The organism is Kribbella sp. CA-294648 (assembly GCF_050943845.1).
Taxonomy (GTDB): domain Bacteria; phylum Actinomycetota; class Actinomycetes; order Propionibacteriales; family Kribbellaceae; genus Kribbella.
The window spans coordinates 654,913-676,664 of record NZ_CP191981.1 but is presented as its reverse complement, the minus strand read 5'-3'; the positions used below and the strand labels follow the sequence as shown (position 1 = coordinate 676,664).

The following is a 21,752-nucleotide window of genomic DNA, read 5'->3' as shown; positions in this document are numbered from 1 at the left end:
TTCGCGTCACAATGGTCTGGTGAACAGGTCCAATCAGGGTGAGATTGGTAGGTCCAAAGCGGCGGGGGCGGACTTTCTGCAGCTTCGGCCGGAGGAGGCGCCGACTGGAGGGCTGGCCGATTGGCTGGCTGGGCGGTTTCGGGACGCGATCGCCGACGGGCGGCTCGCGGTCGGGAGCAGGTTGCCGGCGACCCGTCAGCTCGCGGCCGAGCTGCAGGTCTCCCGGGGCGTGGTGACCGAGGCCTACCAGCGCCTCACCGAGGACGGGCACGTCAGCGGCCGGGGCCGCGCGGGGACCGTCGTGGTGGCCGCGCCCATCGGCACCTCCTCCGCCGCGTCCGGCCATGCACGCGCCAGCCGCCCCGCGCTGGACGATCCCGGGCTGGAGATCTTCGATGCGATGCGAGCCGTCGAGGCGCGGATCGACCTGACTCCCGGCATCCCCGACCTCGCCGCGTTTCCCCGGGCCGCCTGGCTGAAGGCGGAGCGCGCAGTACTGGCCGAGCTCTCGGCATCAGCCTTCGGCTACGGAGACCCAGCCGGTACTCCGGCCCTGCGGCTGGCCGTCGCGAACTGGCTCGCGCGCAATCGCGGGATCAAGGCCGACCCGGCCGACCTGATCATCGTCGCCGGCGTCTCGCAGGCGATCGGGCTGGTCGCCCAGGTGCTGGGCCGGGAAGGCATCACCGAGCTGGCGGTCGAGGACCCCGGCTCGCTCGGATCGCGGCAGCACCTGCATCTGTGGGGAATGCGGACACCGCCGATCCCGGTCGACGCGGACGGCTTGCGGGTCGACGTACTGCGCGACAGCGGCGCTCCCGCCGTGATGGTGACGCCCGCGCATCAGTTCCCGACGGGCGTAGTACTGGATGGGGAGCGGCGCCGGGAATTGATGCAGTGGGCAACTGATGGGGGGTTGATCCTCGAGGACGACTACGACGCCGAGCACCGGTACGACCGGCCGCCGGTTCCCGCATTGCGGGCGATGCTCGCGGAGCACGTGATCTATATGGGCAGCGTCTCGAAGTTGCTCGCCCCGGCGTTGCGGATCGGGTGGATGCTGCCACCACCGCAGTACCGGCAGGCGCTGGTCGGCGCGAAACGGCAGGCGGACCTCGGCAACGCGGCCCTGCCGCAACTCGTCATCGCCCATCTGATGGAGTCGGGCGAGCTGGAACGTCAGCTCCGCTACGTCCGCCGCCGGCACCGGATCCGCCGCGACGCGATGATCGAGGCCATCGGTCGGCACTTGCCGACAGCAACCGTTCACGGCGCGGCCGCCGGCCTGCACCTCACCATCACCTTCGACGACCCGGACCTGACCGATCTCGCGCTGGCCTCCGCCGCACTCGACCGGGCCGTGAAGACCCAGCCGCTGTCCTGGCACTGCCAGCACCCCCGGCCCCCAGGTCTCGTCCTCGGGTACGCCGCGCGGACCCCGACGGAGATCACCGAGGCTGTCGCCACAATCGGCGAAGCACTGTCAGCCTGCTCGGTCGATGCGGTTGGCGCGGGCGAGGAGAAGTAGCAGGTAGGGGGCGCCGAGGAACGCAGTGACGACTCCGACCGGGAGTGCGGTGGGGGCGAAGAGTTCGCGGGCGAGCAGGTCGGAGGCGACGACCAGGAGGGCGCCGATCGCGCCTGCAGGTAGCAGGCCGGCGACGCCTCCGGCCAGCAGACGGCGGGCTAGTTGAGGCGCGACGAGAGCCACGAAACCGATCGGTCCCGCCGCGGCGGTGGCGAGGCCGGCCAGACCGACTGCGATCGCGATCAGAATCCCCCGCGACAGTTCGACCTTGCCGCCCAGGGCTCTGGCTAGGTCGTCGCCGAGCTCGAGCAGGCGCAGTTGCCGCGATCCGGCCATCGCGGCGGGGACGAGCACGAGCAAAGTGATGCTGATCAGCGTCGCGTGCGACCAGGAACGCCCGGCAAGGCTGCCCGCGAGCCACATGGACGCGCTCTTGGCCGTGTAGATGTCGGCCAGCGTGAGCAGGTACGCGGTGATCGAGCCGACGATCGCGGTAATGCCGATCCCGACCAGGACCAGCCGATAGCCGGTGACGCCTTGTTTGTAGGCCAACAGGTAGATAGACGTTGCTGTGAGCAATGATCCGGCCAGCGCACCGGCGGGGAGCCAACTGGTCGCAGTACCGAAGACCGTGATCATCAGTACTGCGGCCAGCGCCGCGCCTGCGTTGATGCCGACCAGATCCGGGCTGACCAGCGGGTTGCGGGCCAGCCGCTGGAAGATGGCACCCGAGATCGCGAACGCCGTACCGACCCCCATCGCGACGAGGACTCGCGGCAGCCGGTTGTTCACCACCACGTCGGTCATGATCAGCGAACCGTTGCCGGCCAGGGTGTCGAGCACCTTCGCGAGCGGGAGGTCGTAGTCGCCGAGGGTGAGCGAGACGGCGGCGATCACGGCGGTGGCAACCCAGGCGATTGCGGAGACCACGACGCTCTTCACAGTTCGGCCAGCTTGCGGCGGCGGACGAGCGCGATGAACAGTGGGGCGCCGATCAGCGCGGTGATGATGCCGACCTGCAGTTCGTCAGGCCGAGCGACCAGACGGCCCGCGATGTCGGCCAGCAGCAGGACGGTTGGCGCTAGAACAAGCGACCACGGAAGGATCCAGCGATAGTCCGGACCGACCAGAGCCCTTGCCACATGCGGAACCGCGAGTCCGACGAAGGCGATGGGGCCGGCCATCGCGGTCGCAGTACCGGCGAGCAGTACGACGGCCAGCGCGGCTGTGAGGCGGACCAGACCGATCCTGGCTCCCAGCGTGACGGCGAGGTCGTCGCCGAGTGCCAGCTGGTTGAGCGAACGTCCGAGGGTCAACGCCAAGAAGATGCCGAGAGCAATGAACGGGAACGCCTGGGCGATGATCGCACTGGTTGCCATGGTCAACGAGCCGACGACCCAGAAGCGGAACTCGTTCAGGGTGGACAGATCCAGCAAGGTGATGGCCGAGGTCATCGACCCGAGCAGGGCCGTCACCGCGGCTCCCGCAAGAGCGAGCTTCACCGGGGTCGCACCGGCTCGGCCGGCCGAGCCGACGAGGTAGACGACGACTGTCGCGATCAGCGCGCCACCCATCGCGAACCAGACATAGCCGGTCAGCGACTGGACGCCCAGCAGACCGATCGCTGCCACCACTGCCAGCGCGGCGCCCGCGTTGACGCCGAGGATGCCGGGATCAGCCAGCGGATTCCTGGTGATCCCCTGCATCACGGCGCCGGCCAGGCCGAGTGCCGCGCCGGCCAGCAGGCCTGCCGCAGTACGGGGAAAGCGTAGGTAGCGGATCACCCGGTCCGTGTCCGATCCGGTGAAATCCGCCGCCGCGACGTAGACGTCGTGCGGTCCGAACCATTGGTTGCCTGCGACAAGCGAAAGCAGCACGACGGCCAGCAGCAACCCACAGGCCGCCAGCAGACCGGCGGCCCGGCCACCCCAGGACCGGGTCACTTGACCAGGTCGGGGTGGATCAGTTTCGCGATCAGTTCGGTGGAGTTGGCGCCGCGGACACCCGCCGAGTGATGGGCGAACAGCCACGGTACGACGCGCTTGTTCCGGACCGCCTTGAGATTGGCATACGCCGGATTGGCCAGGATCTTCTGGACATCCGGCTGGACCTGCGCCTCGGTCAGGGTGGCGTCGCAGCAGCCGCTGATCAGGATGTAGTCGGGGTCTCGCTTGATGAACTCTTCGACGCTGATCTTCACGTTCCGCTTCGAGGTCAGGTCGGCGAAGGCGTTCACCCCGCCGGCCTGCCGGATCAGCACGGTTCCGAAGTCCGGACCGCCCGACACGGTCACGCCACCGCCCTCCAGCCCGGGACGCAGGATCGCGACGGTCGGCTTCGGGGCTTTGGCGACCTTCGCCTCGACGGCAGCGATCCGCTTCTGCTGGTCGGCGATCACGGTCTCGGCCCGGTCGGAGACGTTGAAGAGCCGGCCGAGGTCGCGCAGGTCGGCGTACACATTGTCCATCGAGACGGTCGACGGGTCGATCGCCTCGTCGCCCTTGCCGTCCGCAGTCGGGCAGAGCGGGCTGAAGATCCACGTCCGCACGCCGAGATCGGAAAGGCTCTTCCGGCTGCCGAAGCTCGAGTCACTGCCCGCGCTGCTGAAGACGTCGTTGAATCCGGAGAGCACGAAGTCCGGCTCCTGGCTGAGCAGTTCCTCGCGACTTGGCAGGTTCTTGTAGTACTTGCGGTCCGTCTGCGTCGCGGCGTACTGCGGCAGCACGGTCGCATCCAGGTACGCCGTACCGACCAGCTGGTCCGAGATCCCCAGCGCGTGCGCCAGCTCGATGGCCGGCTGGTACGCCGCGAACACCCGCTTGGGCGGGCCGTCGACGGTGACGTCGATCCCGCAGTTCTTCACGGTGGTACTCGGGCCGGCCTTGGGGCCGGCTTTCGCGGCACCCCCGCAGCCGGTGACCAGGGACAGTACGACAACAGCAGCAGCCAGCGTTTTCACGCGCGCCTCCAGCACCTCGTGGACGGTGTGACACGTCGTGGCCGGTCTCCTGGCTGACGGGTACTGCGCTCGCGGGCCTGACCTTCCCAGTCATCGCTGACCAGTGGTCTCCACCCTGGAACAACCCACGAACATCCCGATCACAGTGGCGAGGGCCGCGCCGGCATCACACCGGCTTCCCGAACACCACGACCCCGCCAACCTAACCCACCTGCAACCCAGTCGCAGAACGGGCGGAACCCTAGACCGGTTCTGTATGACACAAGCTGAGTTTTGTAGTACATTACAGCGGTGGCAATCACGTGGGCACCCAGTGCGGACAAACACGGCATCGACCGCGAGGACGCCCTGCACGCCATAATGAACGCCTACTTCGTCCAGCGAGAGTTCGATGAACCCCGCCGCCGGCCAACATCCGGCCGACATTGTTCATCAGGCCGCCCCGGCAACTGGGCGGAGAGTTGCTGGAGGTCATGGTTGAGATCAATCCACCACGTGATCTGCACGTCTTTGACGTGATGGTTGCTCGGCGCAAGCATCTTGAGCGGATGGAGGAGGAGAGATGAGCGAGAAGGATTACGACGCGGTGGCCGAGTGGGCTGAGCACGACATGACCCTGGCGCGGGATGCGGAGAAGGGCCTGTGTGGTCAGGAGGCAGCCGCGTTCGGCCGGGAGCTGGTCGAGCGCTCACAGGGCGGCCGGCCGTCGATCGACCCCGATGCTGCCCCCGGAGAGAAGTCGCCGATCCGTCAGGTTCGGCTCCCTCGCGCTCTCAACGCAGACCTCGACGCGTTCGCCAGGAACCATCACCGCAACGCCAGCGATGTCCTGCGGGAAGCCCTCAGCGAGTATCTGGCGGCGCACAAAGACGCCAGCTGAAGGAATTCAGCGGTAGAGCGAGGAGGTGGCGAGGGCGAACTTGACCATGTCGTCCTTGTCGGCGGTGCCGGCGGGGAGGGGGACGAGTTCGACGATTTTGCTGGTGCCGATGCGGATGAGGGTGCGGCCGGTGGCGGTGTCTACGTAGCCCTCGTCGCCCAGGGGGATCGAGAGGGAGGTGGCGGCCTTGCGGGTGGGGGCGATGACGGCTTCCGCGTCGGCGACTCGGCGGGCAGTGGAGTAGAGGACGCGGGTCTTGGTGATCCAGCCGCAGACGATGTCGCCCAGGTCGGTCTGGCCGTCGCGCCGGATGGCCGCCTCCGTGCCCATTACCTTCGCGGCAGCCGGCGTGGCGCGTTCGCACTCCGGCCGGGTGATGAGCGGCCCCGGCTCCGGCAGCCCGTCCGCCTGCTGCGCCACCTCTTTGGCCAGTACTGCGTACTTCGCCAGCGTCGCAACCGGCCCGCTGACCTTGCGCAGCTTCCCGTCGAGCAGGAACACCACGAAACGACTGGTCCCGAACCCACCCTGCCCTACCGTCACCGGTTTGGCCGGCTCGCCCTTGGTGGCGTCGTACGCCTTGCGGGCCGCGGCAAGGTCCGCAGGGGTCGCCGGCATGACAGACGTGCCAACGCGCAGTACGGGACCGGTTGGGCTCGTGCTGAGCCCCAGCTGGCACACGTCGTACGTCGGGAAGCCGAACTCCGCCGGAGCCGGCTTCGGCTGGATCTGCACCACGGGGACGCCCAGAGTCGTCTGCACCAGCGTCTGGTCCATCCGCACGCACAGGGTGTCAGCCACCTTGGAGGTGGGCGGCGTACTCGGCGTCTCGCTCGGTGTAGGTGTCTGTGTCGGTGTGGTGCTGATGGAAACGAGTGGCGGCACACTGGGCGCGGTCTCCCCACCAGGACCGCCACAACCGGCCAACAACGCAGTACTGCCGAGCAGAGCCACCACCGAACGAGTACGCATGATCACAGAGCCTACTCGCGGCTCTCGACGAACTCCTTCGTCTTGGCGATCGCGAAGCCCCAGGTCTGCTGCACGGTCGGCGCCGGGGGAACCGAGATCTCGTCGGCATTGGTCAGTACGTCGATCAGCACCGGCCCAGGCGTCTTGAGTGCCTGCTCCACCGCACCCTCCACCTCACCGGGCTGCTCCACCCGGAAGCCGGTCAGCCCGATCGCCTTGGCGACCTCGGCGAAGTTCGGGTTGGCCAGCTCGGTCCCGTACTCCGGCAATCCGACCTGCTCCATCTCCAGCTTCACCATGCCGAGCCGGCCGTTGTTGAAGACCACCAGCTTGACCGGCAGCTCGTAGGACACCGCGGTGATCAGATCCCCCAGCAGCATCGATAGCCCGCCGTCACCGCAGAAGGCGACCACCTGCCGGTTGCGGTCCAGCGCCGACATCCCGAGCGCCTGCGGCATCGCGTTGGCCATCGAGCCCAGGTTGTACGAGCCAACCAGCCGCCGGTCGCCGCGCATCCGCACGAACCGCGACAGCCAGACCGTCGACATCCCGGTATCGGTGGTGAACAACGCATCGTCGGCCGCGTGCCGGTCAACCGCGGCCGCCAGCAGCTCGGGCCGGATCCGGGCATCCGGGTTGTCCACCTTGCGCCGCAGCAGCCCCTTGGGCTTGCGGTCGAAGGCAGGGTCGGTGAACTGCTGCTGCCGCTTCCGCCAGGCGGCGTACGACGCTCTGGCCTTGTCCAGGTGACCCGTGTCGGTCTTCTGCTCCAGGAGTGGCAGCAACTGCGCCAGGGTCGGCTGCGCGTGGCCGACCAGCCCGTGGTCGGCCGTGACCCGCCTACCGATGTGGTCGCCCCGCAGATCCAGCTGTACGACGGTCTTCCCGGTCGGCAGGAAGTCGCGGTACGGGAAGTCAGTCCCGACCAGGAACAGCACGTCGCAGCCGTCGAAGGCCACCTTGGTCGCATGGTTGCCGATCAGCCCGGACTGGCCGACCTCCTGCGGCAGGTACTCCTCGAAGCGCTCCTTGGCCTTCAGCGTGAGCACAGCGGGCGCTGCCAGCGTGCTAGCAAGCTGCTGCACCTCCGCCAGCGCCTCCCGCGCCCCGATGCCGACCAGCAGCGTCACCTTGTCAGCAGCGTTGAGCACAGCCGCGACCTTCTGGAGCTCCGCTGCATCCGGCACAGTGTTCGAGGCAGGCTCGAGGAACCGCGGTACAGGCGTGTCCTTCGGTACATCGAGGCCGCCCACGTCGCCGGGAATCGACAGTACTGCGACCCCACGCTCGGCCAGAGCCGTGTTGACCGCCTGCTCGATCAGGCCGGGCGCCTGCTCGGGAGTCGACACAGTTGCGCTGAACACGGCGACATCCGAGAACAGCACATCGTTGTTGACCTCCTGGAAGTAGTCGCTGCCGATCTCCTCGCGCGGCACCTGGCCGCAGATCGCAAGTACGGGCACCCGCGACTTGGCAGCGTCGTACAGGCCGTTGAGCAGGTGGATGGCTCCCGGGCCGACCGTGCCCATGCAGACGCCTAGCCGCCCACTGATGGCCGCCTGGGCGCCGGCCGCGAACGCACCGGCCTCCTCGTGCCGTACGCCGATCCACTCGATCCGGTCCTCGCGCCGGATCGCGTCGGTGACCGGGTTGAGCGCGTCACCGACGACACCCCACACCGAGCTGACGCCGTGCTCGGCCAGCGACTCCACCAGCAGTTCGGCAATGGTGCTCACAACGGCTCTCCTCAGGTCGGGTTCGGCTCCGTCCCGCCTGTACCCACACCTGTCCGGAGGTCACGTTCGCGGACGGCGTGCTCGTCGGTGCGGGCGTCGTACCGCCAGAACTCGCGCAGCCAGGCCGCCGTACCGACGACACCCACGACGCAGAGCGCGCCCCCGCTGACGATCGCGAACCGGACGCTGGTCAGGTCGGCGACCAGGCCGGAGCGGGCCTGGCCTCCGAGTGGGCCGAGGGAGTAGCCGAGCATCTCGATCCCGGCCAGCCGGCCGCGCATCTCGTCGGGGATGGTCTGGTTCCAGATCACCGACCGGAACAGCACCGAGACCATGTCGGCGCCGCCGGCGATCGCGAAGAACCCGATCGCGAACCAGATGTTCGGCGCCACTCCGGCGATGCCGACCGACGCTCCCCAGACGATCGTCGCCAGCACCACCGCCCGGCCCTGGTGATGCACGCGTTTGGCCCAGCCGCTGGTGAGGCTGGCACACATCGCGCCGATCGCCTCGGCGCTGTAGAGCAGGCCGAGCAGCTTGGGTTCCTTGAGGATGTCCGTGGCGAACGCCGGGAACAGCACGATCGGCATCGCCATGAACATCCCGACCATGTCGACCAGGTACGTCGCCAGCAGGTCCTTGCGGCGGTAGGCGTAGACGATGCCCTCGCCGATCCCCCGCAGGCTGGGCGGTTTGCTGTGCTCACTCGTCTTGTACGACCGGAGCCGCGCGTACAGCAGGGTTGCGATGACAAGACCGGTCAGCTCGATCGCGAACGCCCAGGTCACGCCGGCCGTGCTGACCAGGACGCCGCCGAGCGCGGGCCCGGCGAGCTGCCCGACCTGCATCGTCACCGAGGTGAGCGCGACCGCGGCGGCCATCTCGTCGTGCTTCACGACCCGTGGGAACAACGCCTCCCGGCTCGGCCGCTGCAGTGAGGTGGCGATCGCGTTGAGGCCACCGCAGACGTAGATGAGCCAGACCTGCGGGTTGGCCAGCAGCGAGTTGGTCAGCATCACCGCGCAGATCAGCGCCTGGGCGATGCCGGTCGCGATCAGCATCTTGCGCCGATCGACATGGTCGGCCAGCGCACCGCCGTACAGGCCGAAGACGACCAGCGGGACGATCGTCACCAGGCCCATCGCGCCGACCGCGAAGTTGGAGCCGGTCAACTGGTAGAGCTGGAACGGCAACGCAACGTAGCCCACCATGCCGCCGAGGAAGAACACCGACCCGGCGACCACCAGGATCCGGAAGTCGCGCGATCCCCGCCACGGCGTCAGATCGATCTTCAGGCGGGCCAGCCCGGTCCGCAGTCTTGTCGCCACCGGCCCATCGTGTCAGTCGAAGTGACCCCGGATGAACCGGTTTTCCCCCTCCTGCTGTTCCATGTACGTGCAATAGCAGGAGGATCCGAACCTTCTGTACCCCTCCAGGATCTAATCTTCGACAGATCCGACCCGAGGGGGGAACCACCCGCATGATCAAGAACACACTGCGCTCCATCGCCGCCGTCGCCGCAGGCCTGGCCACTGTCGCCACCGGTGCCGCGCTGACCGCACCGGCCCAGGCCGCCACGACGGTGGCCGAATCAACTGCCCAAGCCGCCGCGATCTCCAACACCCTGCTGCCCGGCCAGCGGTTGGCGTCAGGCCAGTACATCCGTTCCACCGACCGTCAGTGGACCCTGGTGATGCGCCCGAGCGGCAACGTGGAGCTGGTCCGGACAGGCACCGGCAAGGTCTGGGAAACCGGTACGACCCGCGCGGGTTCCGTCATGGTGATGGGAACCGACGGCAGCTTCAGGCTCGTCCACGGCCGGACGACGTACTGGATCGGTGGCGCGTCCGCGAGCCCGAACGCCAAGCTCGTGCTGCCGACGGACGGGCTGCTGACGATCTACAACGGGCGCGGCAGGTCCATCTGGAACTACAAGATGATCATCGCCACCATGTACCCGGGCAACCGGATCTACGCTCCGGTCGGGTGGGGGCGAGGGCCGGTGGTGCTGTTCTCCGCCAACCGGGTCTACTCGCTGCAGATGCGCGCGAGCGGTGCACTGGAGCTGATGAAGGACAACAAGACCCGGCTGTGGTCCGCGCCCTACAAGCCGTACCCCGACTCCTGGGCCTTCCTGACGACGGACGGCACCTTCGGTGTCGCGCAGACCTGGGACACGGTGTGGACCGTTCCCACCCGCAGGTCCGGCACCGTCCTCCACCTCCGCAACGACGGCAAGCTCCTCCTGATCCACGGCCGCACCGTGGTCAGAACCCTGTACTGAGCGGCAGCAGGTTGGTGAGGTCCGTGCGTTCACCCGACGCGCGGACCTTGCCTGTTTCCCGGGCTTCCGCCCAGGTGGTGCGGCCGAGCGCCAGGTCGATCCACAGCTCCGCCGGCATCTCGATCACCGCGCCCGGCGTACCGCGCGTGTGCCGCGGACCCTCGATGCACTGCACTGCCCCGTACGGCGGTACGCGGACCTCCACCGCATGGCCCGGCGCCTTGGCGACGAGGAGCTTCAGCAGCTCTTTGACCAGGAGTTTGAGTTCCGCCCGGCCGGCCTCGCCGGCGTCGTACGAGCGCAGTGCATCTTCCATTTCCACAGGCGACAACGTTACGCGGTTTCGCCGACGCCCCCTTCGTGCCTGATAATCAACAGGCGACTAGACGCGGAAGTGAGGTCGGGATGCTCACGCCCAGGCACCAGGCGCTGCTGGCGACACTTGCGGGGATGACCGTGGGGGTGGCCGTCTTCGGCACCGTCCTGGCCATCAACGGCAACTTCTCCGGCGGCGGTACTCCATCGAGCCAGGTGGTGAACAGTCAACCCGTCGAGACGCCGAAGACGGGCGACGGCCTGCAAGCCGACTCGCTGCAGTTCGCGTCCGAGGCGTTCGGCAACGACAAGGCACCGGCCACCGCCGACGTACCGGTCGGCTGGAAGAGCACGCAGACCGGCACCAGACCGAAGTACGTCGATCCCACCGGCGTCTGGCAGGTGCGCTTCGACGTCCGCGGCAGCGACGAGTCGCCGGCCGACCTGGTCGCCGCCCGTGAGCGGAGCATCGAGGAGAAGAGCCTCAAGGTGATCAGCCGCGACGGCGGCACGCTGATCTACACCTACGTGGACGAGACGCGTGGCCCGCGGATGGGCCTGTCCACGTTCCGCCCCACCGCGGACGGCGAGGGCACGGTGGCCGAGATCACCGTCGGCGGCCGCCCGCAGGACGAGGCCGGCCTGCGCGCGGTCCTGCAGCGCGCCACCGACACCCTGCAGATCTCGGGAGCCGGCGACACCCGCCCGAACTAGGTCAGCACTTGATGTCGCCGGCCGGCGGCGTGCCCTTGAGGAGATAGGTCTCGATGGCGTCGTCGACGCACTGGTTGCCTTCGTTGTAGCCGGTGTGGCCGTCGCCGTCCCGGGTGATCAGGACGCCGCTGTCCAGTTGCCCGGCGAGCCCGACCGCCCAGTCGTACGGCGTGGCCGGGTCGCGGGTGGTGCCGACCACGACGATCGGCTTGGATCCGGTCGCCTTGATCGTGTGCGGCTTGTCGGTGGCCTTCACCGGCCAGTTCGCGCACGGCAGCGAGCCCCAGAGCAGGAACGCCCCGAAGCGCGGTGACTCGGCCTTGAACTTCGCTTCGTCGGCCTTCGCCTCGGCGACCGAGGAGATGTCGGGGCGGTCGAGGCAGTTGACCGCGTAGATCACCTCGTTCTGGTTGTTGCCGTAGCCGCGCGGCGTCCGGTCGGTGTACTCGTCGGCGAGCGCGAGCAGCCGGGCGCCCTTGCCTGCGATCCCGTCCACCACCGCGTCCTCGAGCCGCGGCCAGTAGTCCTTCACGTACAGCGGGAAGATCACGCCCAGGACGACAAGCGCCTGCGGCACGTCCCGCTTGCCGTCACCGGGAAGCGGGGTCGCGTCGCTGCTGGTGATCAGCTGGTCGACCTTCGCGAGCACCTCCGCCTTCGAGCTGCCCAGCCGGCACGACCGCTGCGCGCAGTCCTCGGCGAAGGCGTCCAGCGCGGTGTCGAAGCCCTTCGCCTGGGCGATGTTGTTCTCCTCGGACGTCTTCGACGGGTCGACCGCGCCGTCGAGGACGAGCCGGCCGACGTTCTTCGGGAACAGCTCGGCGTAGGTCGCGCCGAGCAGGGTGCCGTAGGACATGCCGAGGTAGTAGAGCTCGGAGTCGCCGACGATTCCGCGCAGTACGTCGATGTCGCGGGCGGCGTTCTTGGTCGAGACGTGCGGCAGCAGGTCGCCGGAGCGCTGCTGGCACCCGTCGGCCAGCGCCTTGGCCTCGGTGTTCAGGGCCTCGATCTCGGCCTCGTCGTCCGGGCTCCCGTCGGCGGCGATGAACTTGTCCAGCTGCTCGGTGTCGAGACAGCGGACCGGCGTCGAGTCGCCCACTCCGCGCGGGTCCCAGCCGACCACGTCGAACTTGCGCAGCAGCGGCGCGCCGAGCACGAACCCGGCCGCTGCGGCGAACTCCTGGCCGGAAGCGCCCGGACCGCCGGGGTTGATGAACAGCGTGCCGATCTTGCCGGTCCGGTCGCGCGCCGGCACCTTGCGGGCCCGCAGCTCGATCGTCTTGCCGTCGGGCTTGCTGTAGTCGAGGGGCACGTTGATGGTGGCGCACTGGTTGCCCGAGCCACACCGCTGCCAGTTCGGCTGCTGCTGGTAGAACTTCTCCAGCCCCGCCGGTACCGGCCCGGCCGGCCCCTTGGGCGCAGTACTGGACTGAGTCCCGCCCGGCCCGTCAGCATCCTGAGCCCGGCTCGCCACTCCACACGCACTCACCACGAGGGCCAGGCCCACCACGACCACGGTCATCCTGCGCATCATCACAGCGAGCTGTCTCCCGTACCCTCGTCCGACCCGTCCTGTACTGCGCTCTCAGTCTCGCCGTCGGTGTGGGTCAGCCGACGCCGCCGACGCGGTTTGCGCTTCCGCGGAGCCTCTTCAACCGTCTCCGCCGCCTCGACCACCTCTTGCGGTTCGGGCTCAGGTGGAAGGATCGGTGGGGCGTCTGGCGTGGTGGTGGGGGATGCCTCGTATTGCTGGCGTGGGGAGCAGACGTCTGCCCGACTGCAGGCGCAGCGGCGGCCTGAGGCAGCCAGCCGGACCACCACCGTGTCGCTGGGGACGTTGTGCCCGACAACCACGCCGTCACCCGCGGGGGTTTCGACCGGCGTACCGGTGGCTGGTGCCTTGGCGTTGAACTCCTGGTAGAGCGGGTGCTCGTACTTCAGGCAGCACATCAGCCGCCCGCATGCTCCGGAGATCTTCAGCGGGTTGAGCGGCAGGTCCTGGTCCTTCGCCATCCGCACGCTGACCGGCTCGAAGTCCTTCAGGAAGGTCGCACAACACAGGTCGCGCCCACACGGCCCGATCCCGCCCTGCAGGCGCGCCTCGTCGCGGGCGCCCACCTGGCGCAGCTCGATCCGGGCTCGCAACCCGCGGGCCAGGTCGCGGACCAGTTCACGGAAGTCCACCCGGTGCGGCGCGGAGAAGTACACGATGACCAGCTGGTCGACCTCCGCGCGGCGGTCGACGAAGTCGATGCCGACCACCTTCATCGGCAACCCGTGCTCGCGGATCAGCCGCTTGGCGGTCAGCCGCGCGTCGGCCCGGCGCTGCCGGTTCTGCTCGTCGCGCTCCAGGTCGGCCGCGGTCGCGACGCCCTCACACAGCGGCAGCCCACCGATCTCCTCGGTGACGTACTGCGGCGCCCAGACGCACTCGGCGACCTCGGGCCCGTCGTCGGTCGGGACCAGCACTTTGTCCCCGACCCGCGGTCTGTGCGGGCCGGGGTCCAGGTAGTACAGCCGTCCGTACCGCTCGAACGACACCGCCATCACCATGCCCACGGCGCCCAGACTACGTGCCCGTCAGCGTTTGCTGTCTTTGACCGTTCTGGTGAGGAGGTCGTAGTCCGGTCCGTAGGCGGCACAGACGACCAGACGATCGCCACTGTCCCAGTCGTCCTCCTCCGGGTACCAGTAGTCGGATTCCAGTTCCGACTGGCTCCGCGGGGTGCCGACATACTTGCCGAACTCGGCGTCGCACCGCGCCCGCGACAGGTCGTCCACCTCGCCGTCACCCGGATACGGACCGGCCGGCAGCGTGACGTTGGCGACGATCTCGCCGTCGTGCTCCTCGCTGCAACTCCGGCGGTGCACCTCGTCCATCCCCCAGCCTTCGTTGAAGCACTCGCCGACCGCCAGTGAGTCGACCCTCGTACTTGGCCCGTCGGCGCTGTCCGCCTCGCTGAAGCCGATGATCAGCGCGAGTGCGAGCAGGCCGACACCGAACGCGGTGATCAGCCCGCCGACGACGATCCCCCCGATCGCCATCCCCTTCCCGGACTCGCCCCGCCGCTTGATCTGCACCAGCGCCGCGATCCCCAGCCCGACCCCGACCGGCGCGCTGAGCCCGATCACCAGCCCACCCAGCCCACAGACCAGCGCCGCGATCGCAAGACTGTTCGTCTTGACCATCCCCGCACCCGGATACCCGTAGCCGTAGCCATACCCGTACGGCGGCGGGTGCTGCTGCCCGTGGGGCGTGGGCGGCGGATACTGCTGCCCGTACGGCGCCGGCGGTGGGTACGGCTGCCCATACGGCGCCGGCTGCTGCCCAGGCGCCTGCCAGCCCGGCGCCTGCGGCGGCGGTGATGGTGGGTTCACCGGCTCCGGCGGACGCCCGTACGTCGGGAACCCGCGCGGCGTGTCCTGCGGCCGGCTGGGATCCGGCGGCCCCTGCGGATAACTCACAGATCTCCCCCTAACGCTGGGATCCGCGCATGGACCCGGTCAGCTGCTCGCCGGGTTTCCCGACCATGCACAAGACGTTGCCGTCAGCAACCGCTCGATCCTCCAGCACGACGTAGTACATGTCCAGTTCCGACCGCTCGTACGACTTGCCGATGAACGCCTCGAAGGCGGTCGCACACTGCTGGGTCGCGACCGCGCCCTTCTGGTCCGCCGACAACCCGGTCAGCATCGCACGGACCTTGGCGTACGCCTCACCCGAGTGCGGCACGGCACAGTCCGCGATCCGCACCTGGCGCAGCGTGTCCACCTCCAGGTCGGCGTCGAAGCACTGCTCGACCCGCACCTGCGAGATCGTCGTCGTCCGGCCGATGCCCGCGCGCCGTTCGCCGTCCAGATTGAGCGCGGCGGCGACCCCGATCGCGATCAGCCAGCACAGGCTGATCACCAGCGCGCCGATCGCCAACGCACGGCCGCGTGCCCCGGACCTGCGGATCCGCGACAGCGCGATCAGCCCCAGCACCGCGGCGATCGGCACCAGCCCGGGCAGGCTGGTCGCGAAGGCAGCCACCGCCCAGCGGTCCAGCCGGCGCTGCGCGGGGGTCGGTACGCCGGTCAACCACGACTCCGCCGGCGGGAGCGGGGCCCGGACAGGCTGGATCGGCGGCGGTTGGGTCAAGGAACATCCTTCGGGAGGGTCACGCCTGGCGGGGTCGAACCCCTCGCCCACCCACTCATCGGCGGCGCCTCCGCCTTCGTTACATCTCAGCCATGCCCTAGCCCTCGAACAACGCGATCGTCATCGCCTCGAGCGCCAGCAGCGGGGCGACATTGCCCTCGATCGCCTCCCGGCAGCCGGTCAGCGCGTCGATCCGCCGGATCGTCTGCTCGGCGGTCGTCCGGCTCGCCAGCCGCTGGATGTCCTGGCTCAGCTCGGCGTTGATCAGCTCCGCGCCGGCGCCGGTCTGGAGGACCAGAACGTCGCGGTACAAGGCCATCAGGTCGACCAGGGACCGATCGAGGACGTCGCGTTCCCAGCGTTTGGCGCGCGCCTTCTGCTGGTCCTCGAGTTCCTTCAGCGCGGCGCCGGCCTCGCGGGGCCGGGCGCCTTTGGTGCCGACGCCGAGCGCCTGCTCGAGCTCGGCCCGTTCCTTCTCGTCGACCTTCGCCGCGCTGGCCTTGGCCTCTTCCTTCGCCGCGTCGACGAGGCGCTGCGCCGCTTTCAGGCAGGCACCGATGTCGTGCAGCTCGAAAGGAACCTCCAGCACCCGGGTCCGCCGGCTGCGCACCTCAACGTCTCGAGCCAACGCCTTGGCACGACCGATGTGCCCCTGCGCCGCCCGCGCCGCGAAACCGGCCAGCTCAGGCTCGACCCCGGACTGCCGGGTCAGCATCTCCGCGACCGCCGCCACCGGCGGGGTGCGCAGTACGAGCAGGCGGCAGCGAGAACGGATCGTCGGTACTACGTCCTCGACGGTCGGCGCGCAGAGCACCCACACCGTGCGGGCCGCGGGCTCCTCGATGCTCTTCAGCAACGCGTCGGCGGCCTGCTCGGTCAGCCGGTCCGCGTCCTCGACCACCATGACCTGCCAGCCACCCTGGGTCGGACTCATCGCGGCCCGGCGAACCAGGTCGCGGATCTCGCTGACGCGGATCGACAGCAACTCGGTGCGGATCAGCGAGACGTCGGGGTGCGCGCCGTTGAGCGCAGTACGGCAGACGGCGCACTCGCCACAGCCGTCGGTCAGGCATTGCAGGGCCGCGGCGAATGCCCGGCCGGCGTTGGACCGGCCCGAGCCAGGCGGGCCGGTGATCAGCCAGGCATGCGTCATCCCGTTGGTCGCCGTGCCACTCTCGCCACGCAACCGGGCCGCCGCCCCGGCAACGGCTTTACGCAGTACGGCGACCGCGGGCTCCTGGCCGACCAGGTCATCCCAAACGGTCATGGCCCTACCTTCGGCAACATCGGGAGCAAGCGCGACCGGATCTGCTCGGCCAACTGGGCCCGGTCCTGGGTCGCGTCGAGGACGAGGTAGTGCTGCGGCTCGGCGGCCGCGAGCTCGAGGAACGCCTTGCGGACACGCTCGTGGAAGTCCGCCGACTGCGCCTCGATCCGGTCCCGCTCCTCGAACCGGCCGAGCCCGCTCTTGGGTGGCAGGTCCAGCAGGATGGTCAGGTTGGGGCGCAGGTCGTCGGTGGCCCAGCGGTTCACGCGCTCGACGTCGGCGAGGTCCAGGTCGCGCCCGGAACCCTGGTAGGCAAGCGCTGAATCGACGTACCGGTCGGTGATGACGACGGTGCCCGACTTCAGCGCGGGTTTGATCACCGAGTCGACGTGTTCGGCCTTGTCGGCGGCGTACAGCAACGCCTCGGCGCGATGCGAGATGTCACCGGTCGCCGGGTCGAGGACGATCTGGCGCAGGGTCTTGCCGAGCGCGGTGGCGCCCGGTTCGCGGGTGAGGAGAACCTCGTGGCCCTGCTCCTTCAGCCACTCGACCAGCAGCGCGGCCTGCGTCGACTTGCCCGCGCCCTCGCCGCCCTCGAGAGCGATGAAGAAGCCGGTGGTCGGGTACACCCCGGGTGTCTTGCCGAAGCTGCGGCGCAGATCCCGCCAGAACGGTACGCCGGGACGGTCGTCCATCTGCCGCCACGCGACCAGCCCGATCACGCCGGCCAGCACGGCCGCGATCAGCATCGTCATCGCGGCCCCGTTGTAGCTGACCGAGCGGTCGCCGACCGACACCGTACGCCGGCCGATCGCACCCGCGATGAACGGCGCGATCGCGAGCGTCACAGCCAGCACGGTCCGGACCGCGGACTGGACGAACGCGAACGTCCGCCCGCGCACGTTGTCCGGCACCTCCAGCCCGAGCAGCGTGTACCCCGAGACCCACGAAGCGCCGGCGCAGAAGCCCAGCACGACCGCGATCATCGTGGCGATCTCGATCTGCTGGATCAGCGCGAGCCCGGCCAGCCCGATGCCCGACCCGACCAGGCCGGCAGCGAACAGCCTCCGCCGCGACAGGCCGGAGAAGATCCGTGGCGCGAACCCCATCCCCAGGGCGAGTCCACCGAAGACCGCTCCGAACAGCACGCCGTACCCCGGGTCGCCCGCGTCCAGGTCCTCGACGTACGTGCGGCCGAGGCCGATCACGACCGCACCGGCCGCGAAGGCGCCCGAGATGCCGACCACGAGACCGCGCACGACCGGCGTACCGGTGACGTAGGACCAGCCCTCGACCATCGTGCGCCACAGGGTCGGGTGTTCCTCGTGGGGATGGTCGCCGGCCCGGCCGATCTCCGCGACCGACACGATCGCCAGGGCGGAGATCAGGAAGGTGGCGGCGTTGACGTAGACGGCCAGATCGATCGAGAAGTCGCCGAGACCGCGGGTGACGAGGGTGATCGCGGTGAAGATCACGGCGGCCGGCAACGCCGATCCGTACGTCGTGATCAGGCTGATCTGGTTGGCCGCCTCCAGCCGGTGCCGGGGCACCAGGTTCGGCACGCTGGCGTCCTTGGCCGGCCCCCAGACCAGGCTGACGATCTCGATCAGCACGGTCGCCACCAGCACCCAGGTCAGGGTGCCGACGATCGGGATGCTGACGAAGAACGCGGCCCGGATCAGGTCGCCGAGGATCATCGTCCAGCGCCGGTCCAGCCGATCCGCGATCCAGCCCGCGACCGGCCCCATCACCAGCGCGGGCAAGACCCGCAGGAACAGCACACCGCCGATCGCGAAGTTGGCCGCCTGGTAGTCGTCGCCGGCGAAGGCCTTGGCCATCGCCGTCAACGCCAGCAACCCGATCCAGTCACCCAGACTGGACAGCCCGAAGGCGATCCAGAGGCGCCGGAACGCCCGGATCCGCAACACCGCGCGCAGGTCGTGCGCCGGTGCAGGATCAGTCAGCGGGTCATACACCTCCGGCACACCCGGAAGCCTAGTCGGTCGGAACTGAGAACTTGACAGACAGTGAGGCCGGGGCGGTCTTCAGCTGGTACTGCGCGGGCAGGACCGGGCCGCAGGAGTTGGAGCCGATGCCTGCCTGAGCCAAGTCGAGCGTCACGTACGTCGTGTCGCCTGCCACCAGGTCCGGAGCGTGTTTCGCCTTGGCCAGGTCGGCTGTCGTCCAGTCGCGGACGGTGAGGCCGAAGAGGTCAGGCGCTGCCTCGACCCGCAGGGAGTCCAGCTGGGCCCAGCGGGTGTCGATGCGGTGACCGTTCTCCTGGGGACGGACGTACGGCGTCTGCAGCTGCTCGACCGTGGCGGAGTACTTACCCACCGCAGCGGCCGCGCGGGTGTCGACGTACGCCTCCCCCGGGCCGGTGCCGAACCACTCGACCTGGCTGACCTTCGGCAGCTCGAAGGTGATGCCCAGTCGCGGCAGCGCGGCCGGGTACTGCCCGTCGGGCTCCACCGACAGATCCAGTACTACGGAACCGTCCTGCGCGTGGGTCCAGCGCCAGGTGGCGACCAGACCCCACTGCAGCGCCGGCGGCGCAGTACGGGTGACTACCTCCCAGGCCCCGTCAACCAGACCAGCCGACACCACCCGATGCTGCACCCGATGCAACCCAGCCTCAAGCCAAGCGTTCGAAACCCCCGGAATCACATCGTTGTCGATCGGAGCCCGCCACACATCCAACCGAAGATTACGGACCCCCAGCGAACCAACATCAATCCCGTTGGCACCAGCGCTGACATCCTCCCCGGCATCGCTCCGAGCATGCCGCGCCTCGCCGCCTACGACGGCCTCGGCGGGGAGGGAGGAAGTAGCAGCAGCGCCCGCCACGGCTGCGCTCGCGCTGGCCGACGAGGCCGTCCCGGCGATGTGTCGCGCGCCAGTTGGGTGGTCTAGGCGGAGTTGGCCCCATGCCACCCGGTGGCCGGCCTCGGCCCAGGGGGTGCTTTCCGTGAGTTCTGCGGTGACTGTCACCCAGGTTTCGGGCTGGACGTCGGCGGTGGCTGCCGGAGGGAGTTCCACCGTGACGGTCTGGCCGGGGGCGATCGCGGGCACGGCCAGCGTCCCGCTACCCACCCGCTCGCCGCCGACCTCGGTGACGATCCGGAAGGTGAGGTGACTTGTGTCGAGGACCTCGTAGCGGTTGGTGATCGTGATGCCGGTGGTGTCGCCGGCGATGACCAGCGGCTCGATCACCTTGATGTACTCGTGCATGCCCGGCGACGGCGTCCGGTCCGGGAACAGCAGGCCGTCGCAGACGAAGTTTCCGTCGTGGATCTCCTCGCCGAAGTCACCGCCGTACGCGTAGATCTCCCGGCCGTCCTTCGTCGTCCGCAGCCCGTGGTCGATGAACTCCCAGATGAAACCGCCCTGGCAGCGCGGGTACTTATCGAACAGCGCGCGGTAGTCGGACAGCCCGCCCGGCCCGTTGCCCATCGCGTGCCCGTACTCGCACAGGATGAACGGCAGTCCCCGGTACGACGTGGGGTCCTCGCCGATCTCGGTCACCTTCTCCAGCGAGGTGTACATCTGCGAGTACACGTCCACGAACTCCGCGTGCGTGTCCCGCTCGTAGTGCACCGGCCGGGACGGGTCGCGATCGTGCGTGAAGGCGTACATCGACTTCAGGTTCTCGCCCATCCCGCACTCGTTGCCGAGTGACCAGAGCACGATGCTCGGGTGGTTCTTGTCCCGCTCGACCATCCGGCGCATCCGCTCGACCAGGTCGGCCTCGAAGCGCGGGTCCATCACCGGGTTCGGCAGTTTCGGCGGCTGCGGCTCGTACCCGAAGCCGTGCGTCTCCAGGTCGCACTCGTCCACGACGTACAGGCCGTACTGGTCGCACAGGTCGAGGAAGTGCGGGTGCGGCGGGTAGTGGCTGGTGCGGACCGCGTTGATGCCGGCCCGCTTCATGATCAGCACGTCGTCGAGCATGTCCTGCTCGGTCAGCGCCCGGCCGCGATCGGGGTGGAACTCGTGCCGGTTGACACCGTTGAAGAGCACCCGGTTGCCGTTGACGGTCAGTACGCCGTCCACGATCGCGATCGTGCGGAACCCGATCCTGAGCCGGACGTCGCCGCCCCCGGTTCGCAGTACGGCGTCGTAAAGGCGCGGGCTCTCGGCGCTCCACGGCTCGACACTCGGGACGGGCGTCTCGAAACCGGTCGGGAACTCCAGACCCAGCTCCTCGACCACCACGGTGCCCGGAACGTCCGAGTCGACCTTGAGCGTGCCGGTGCCGTCGACGTACGTCGCGTGCACGAACACGTCCGTCGGCGCCTGCGGGTTCAGGCCGAGCAGGTTGACCTCACGGAAGATGCCGGACAGCCACCACATGTCCTGGTCCTCGACATAGCTGCCGGCCGACCACTGGTGCACCCGGACGGCGATCTTCGCCTCATTGCCCGGAGCAACCAGTTCGGTGAGGTCGAACTCGCTCGGCAACCGGGAACCCGACGACCAGCCGATCGACTCACCGTTGACGAACACCGCGAACCGCGAGTCGACCCCCTCGAACCGCAGGATCACCCGGCGCCCGTCCCAGTCGGACGGCACGGTCACGGTCCGCACGTAGTCACCGGTCGGGTTGGCCGTCGGCACGTGCGGCGGGTCCACCGGGAACGGGTAGTCGATGTTCGTGTACGCCGGAGCGCCGTACCCGCTCAGCTGCCAGTGACCGGGCACCGCGATCGTGTCCCAGCCGGACACGTCGGGGTCCAACAGGTCGTCCGGCGCCTCGGCCAGGCTGGGTGAGAGCCGGAAACTCCACTCCCCACTCAGCGGCACCCGGGCGGCATCATCGTCGAGCCAGGCCCGCGGGGACAGTACACCGGCGCCGGAGGCGAAGTCTTCGACATAACTGTGGTCGTAGGTCACAGGCATCGACCCTACGGCCGATCTGTTCACAATTCCACACCGATGAACAGATATGGACAAATT

Annotated in this window: 18 protein-coding genes and 1 riboswitch; of the genes, 4 read left to right on the top strand and 14 right to left on the bottom strand. The window is 68.9% G+C overall.

Annotated elements, in window-relative coordinates; translation table 11 throughout:
- Positions 1–19 precede the first annotated feature (19 nt).
- Positions 20–1,528 carry a PLP-dependent aminotransferase family protein gene (locus ACQPYM_RS03275; RefSeq protein WP_433014529.1) on the top strand — a complete coding sequence of 503 codons (1,509 nt, stop codon included), beginning with the start codon at positions 20–22 and terminating at the stop codon, positions 1,526–1,528.
- Here ACQPYM_RS03275 and ACQPYM_RS03270 read toward each other — a convergent pair.
- From ACQPYM_RS03270 to ACQPYM_RS03260, 3 genes are read right to left on the bottom strand one after another with little or no spacing between them, the layout of a single operon-like run.
- Positions 1,484–2,470 carry a FecCD family ABC transporter permease gene (locus ACQPYM_RS03270; protein ID WP_433014526.1) on the bottom strand — a complete coding sequence of 329 codons (987 nt, stop codon included), beginning with the start codon at positions 2,468–2,470 and terminating at the stop codon, positions 1,484–1,486. The two genes, ACQPYM_RS03275 and ACQPYM_RS03270, sit on opposite strands and share 45 nt — an antisense overlap.
- Positions 2,467–3,471, bottom strand: coding sequence for a FecCD family ABC transporter permease (locus ACQPYM_RS03265; protein WP_433014523.1), 1,005 nt, complete (start codon positions 3,469–3,471; stop codon positions 2,467–2,469). The genes ACQPYM_RS03270 and ACQPYM_RS03265 overlap by 4 nt, the downstream gene beginning before the upstream one ends.
- Positions 3,468–4,502, bottom strand: coding sequence for an ABC transporter substrate-binding protein (locus ACQPYM_RS03260; RefSeq protein WP_433014520.1), 1,035 nt, complete (start codon positions 4,500–4,502; stop codon positions 3,468–3,470). The genes ACQPYM_RS03265 and ACQPYM_RS03260 overlap by 4 nt, the downstream gene beginning before the upstream one ends.
- Before the next feature lie 7 nt (positions 4,503–4,509).
- Positions 4,510–4,693: riboswitch (cobalamin riboswitch) on the bottom strand.
- Between the two features lie 356 nt (positions 4,694–5,049).
- Here ACQPYM_RS03260 and ACQPYM_RS03255 point away from each other — a divergent pair.
- On the top strand, positions 5,050–5,367 hold the full coding sequence (locus ACQPYM_RS03255) for a ribbon-helix-helix domain-containing protein (RefSeq protein ID WP_433014517.1): 318 nt from the start codon (positions 5,050–5,052) through the stop codon (positions 5,365–5,367).
- A gap of 6 nt (positions 5,368–5,373) precedes the next feature.
- On the opposite strand, the gene ACQPYM_RS03250 is transcribed toward ACQPYM_RS03255, so the two are convergent.
- Genes ACQPYM_RS03250 through ACQPYM_RS03240 form a run of 3 tightly spaced genes read right to left on the bottom strand, consistent with a single transcriptional unit; the run spans position 5,374 to position 9,403 of the window.
- Complete coding sequence (locus tag ACQPYM_RS03250) at positions 5,374–6,339, bottom strand: hypothetical protein (RefSeq protein ID WP_433014514.1); 966 nt, start codon at positions 6,337–6,339, stop codon at positions 5,374–5,376.
- 11 nt (positions 6,340–6,350) lie between these two features.
- Complete coding sequence (locus ACQPYM_RS03245; RefSeq protein WP_433014511.1) at positions 6,351–8,075, bottom strand: thiamine pyrophosphate-dependent enzyme; 1,725 nt, start codon at positions 8,073–8,075, stop codon at positions 6,351–6,353.
- A gap of 11 nt (positions 8,076–8,086) precedes the next feature.
- Entirely contained in the window at positions 8,087–9,403 is a 1,317-nt protein-coding gene (locus tag ACQPYM_RS03240) for an MFS transporter (protein WP_433014508.1), read from the bottom strand.
- Positions 9,404–9,555: 152 nt separating this feature from the next.
- On the opposite strand from ACQPYM_RS03240, the gene ACQPYM_RS03235 reads away from it, so the two are divergent.
- The gene (locus ACQPYM_RS03235) at positions 9,556–10,359 is read left to right on the top strand and encodes a hypothetical protein (RefSeq protein ID WP_433014505.1); all 804 of its coding nucleotides are present in this window, start codon (positions 9,556–9,558) and stop codon (positions 10,357–10,359) included.
- Here ACQPYM_RS03235 and ACQPYM_RS03230 read toward each other — a convergent pair.
- Positions 10,343–10,675: a sterol carrier family protein gene (locus tag ACQPYM_RS03230; RefSeq protein WP_433014502.1), complete on the bottom strand. Its 333-nt coding sequence runs from the start codon at positions 10,673–10,675 to the stop codon at positions 10,343–10,345. The genes ACQPYM_RS03235 and ACQPYM_RS03230 overlap by 17 nt on opposite strands.
- A 134-nt stretch (positions 10,676–10,809) precedes the next feature.
- On the opposite strand from ACQPYM_RS03230, the gene ACQPYM_RS03225 reads away from it, so the two are divergent.
- Complete coding sequence (locus tag ACQPYM_RS03225) at positions 10,810–11,388, top strand: hypothetical protein (RefSeq protein WP_433014499.1); 579 nt, start codon at positions 10,810–10,812, stop codon at positions 11,386–11,388.
- Position 11,389: 1 nt separating this feature from the next.
- Here ACQPYM_RS03225 and ACQPYM_RS03220 read toward each other — a convergent pair whose 3' ends face one another.
- From ACQPYM_RS03220 to ACQPYM_RS03190, 7 genes are all read right to left on the bottom strand, one after another.
- Positions 11,390–12,910 carry an alpha/beta hydrolase gene (locus tag ACQPYM_RS03220; protein WP_433014496.1) on the bottom strand — a complete coding sequence of 507 codons (1,521 nt, stop codon included), beginning with the start codon at positions 12,908–12,910 and terminating at the stop codon, positions 11,390–11,392.
- An 11-nt stretch (positions 12,911–12,921) separates the two neighbouring features.
- Positions 12,922–13,941: a PSP1 domain-containing protein gene (locus ACQPYM_RS03215; RefSeq protein WP_433023173.1), complete on the bottom strand. Its 1,020-nt coding sequence runs from the start codon at positions 13,939–13,941 to the stop codon at positions 12,922–12,924.
- Positions 13,942–13,968: 27 nt separating this feature from the next.
- Positions 13,969–14,853: a DUF4190 domain-containing protein gene (locus ACQPYM_RS03210; RefSeq protein ID WP_433014493.1), complete on the bottom strand. Its 885-nt coding sequence runs from the start codon at positions 14,851–14,853 to the stop codon at positions 13,969–13,971.
- A 10-nt stretch (positions 14,854–14,863) separates the two neighbouring features.
- Positions 14,864–15,529 (bottom strand): DUF4190 domain-containing protein, encoded by a 666-nt coding sequence (locus tag ACQPYM_RS03205; RefSeq protein WP_433014490.1) that lies wholly within the window; start codon positions 15,527–15,529, stop codon positions 14,864–14,866.
- A gap of 97 nt (positions 15,530–15,626) precedes the next feature.
- Entirely contained in the window at positions 15,627–16,796 is a 1,170-nt protein-coding gene (locus tag ACQPYM_RS03200; RefSeq protein WP_433014487.1) for a DNA polymerase III subunit delta', read from the bottom strand.
- A complete protein-coding gene (gene tmk / locus ACQPYM_RS03195) occupies positions 16,793–18,781 on the bottom strand; it encodes a dTMP kinase (protein ID WP_433014484.1) in 1,989 nt (662 codons plus the stop codon). The genes ACQPYM_RS03200 and tmk overlap by 4 nt, the downstream gene beginning before the upstream one ends.
- Before the next feature lie 10 nt (positions 18,782–18,791).
- Positions 18,792–21,695, bottom strand: a complete 2,904-nt coding sequence (locus ACQPYM_RS03190; RefSeq protein ID WP_433014481.1) for a glycoside hydrolase family 2 TIM barrel-domain containing protein — start codon at positions 21,693–21,695, stop codon at positions 18,792–18,794.
- Positions 21,696–21,752 lie beyond the last annotated feature (57 nt).

What these genes read in the sequence shown, in the direction of transcription:
- ACQPYM_RS03220 (WP_433014496.1), bottom strand. Translation starts at nt 12,910, where the DNA reads ATGACCGTGGTCGTGGTGGGCCTGGCCCTCGTGGTGAGTGCGTGTGGA.
- ACQPYM_RS03235 (WP_433014505.1), top strand. Translation starts at nt 9,556, where the DNA reads ATGATCAAGAACACACTGCGCTCCATCGCCGCCGTCGCCGCAGGCCTG.
- ACQPYM_RS03200 (WP_433014487.1), bottom strand. Translation starts at nt 16,796, where the DNA reads ATGACCGTTTGGGATGACCTGGTCGGCCAGGAGCCCGCGGTCGCCGTA.
- ACQPYM_RS03255 (WP_433014517.1), top strand. Translation starts at nt 5,050, where the DNA reads ATGAGCGAGAAGGATTACGACGCGGTGGCCGAGTGGGCTGAGCACGAC.
- ACQPYM_RS03215 (WP_433023173.1), bottom strand. Translation starts at nt 13,941, where the DNA reads ATGGTGATGGCGGTGTCGTTCGAGCGGTACGGACGGCTGTACTACCTG.
- ACQPYM_RS03250 (WP_433014514.1), bottom strand. Translation starts at nt 6,339, where the DNA reads ATGCGTACTCGTTCGGTGGTGGCTCTGCTCGGCAGTACTGCGTTGTTG.
- ACQPYM_RS03225 (WP_433014499.1), top strand. Translation starts at nt 10,810, where the DNA reads ATGACCGTGGGGGTGGCCGTCTTCGGCACCGTCCTGGCCATCAACGGC.
- ACQPYM_RS03190 (WP_433014481.1), bottom strand. Translation starts at nt 21,695, where the DNA reads ATGCCTGTGACCTACGACCACAGTTATGTCGAAGACTTCGCCTCCGGC.
- ACQPYM_RS03230 (WP_433014502.1), bottom strand. Translation starts at nt 10,675, where the DNA reads ATGGAAGATGCACTGCGCTCGTACGACGCCGGCGAGGCCGGCCGGGCG.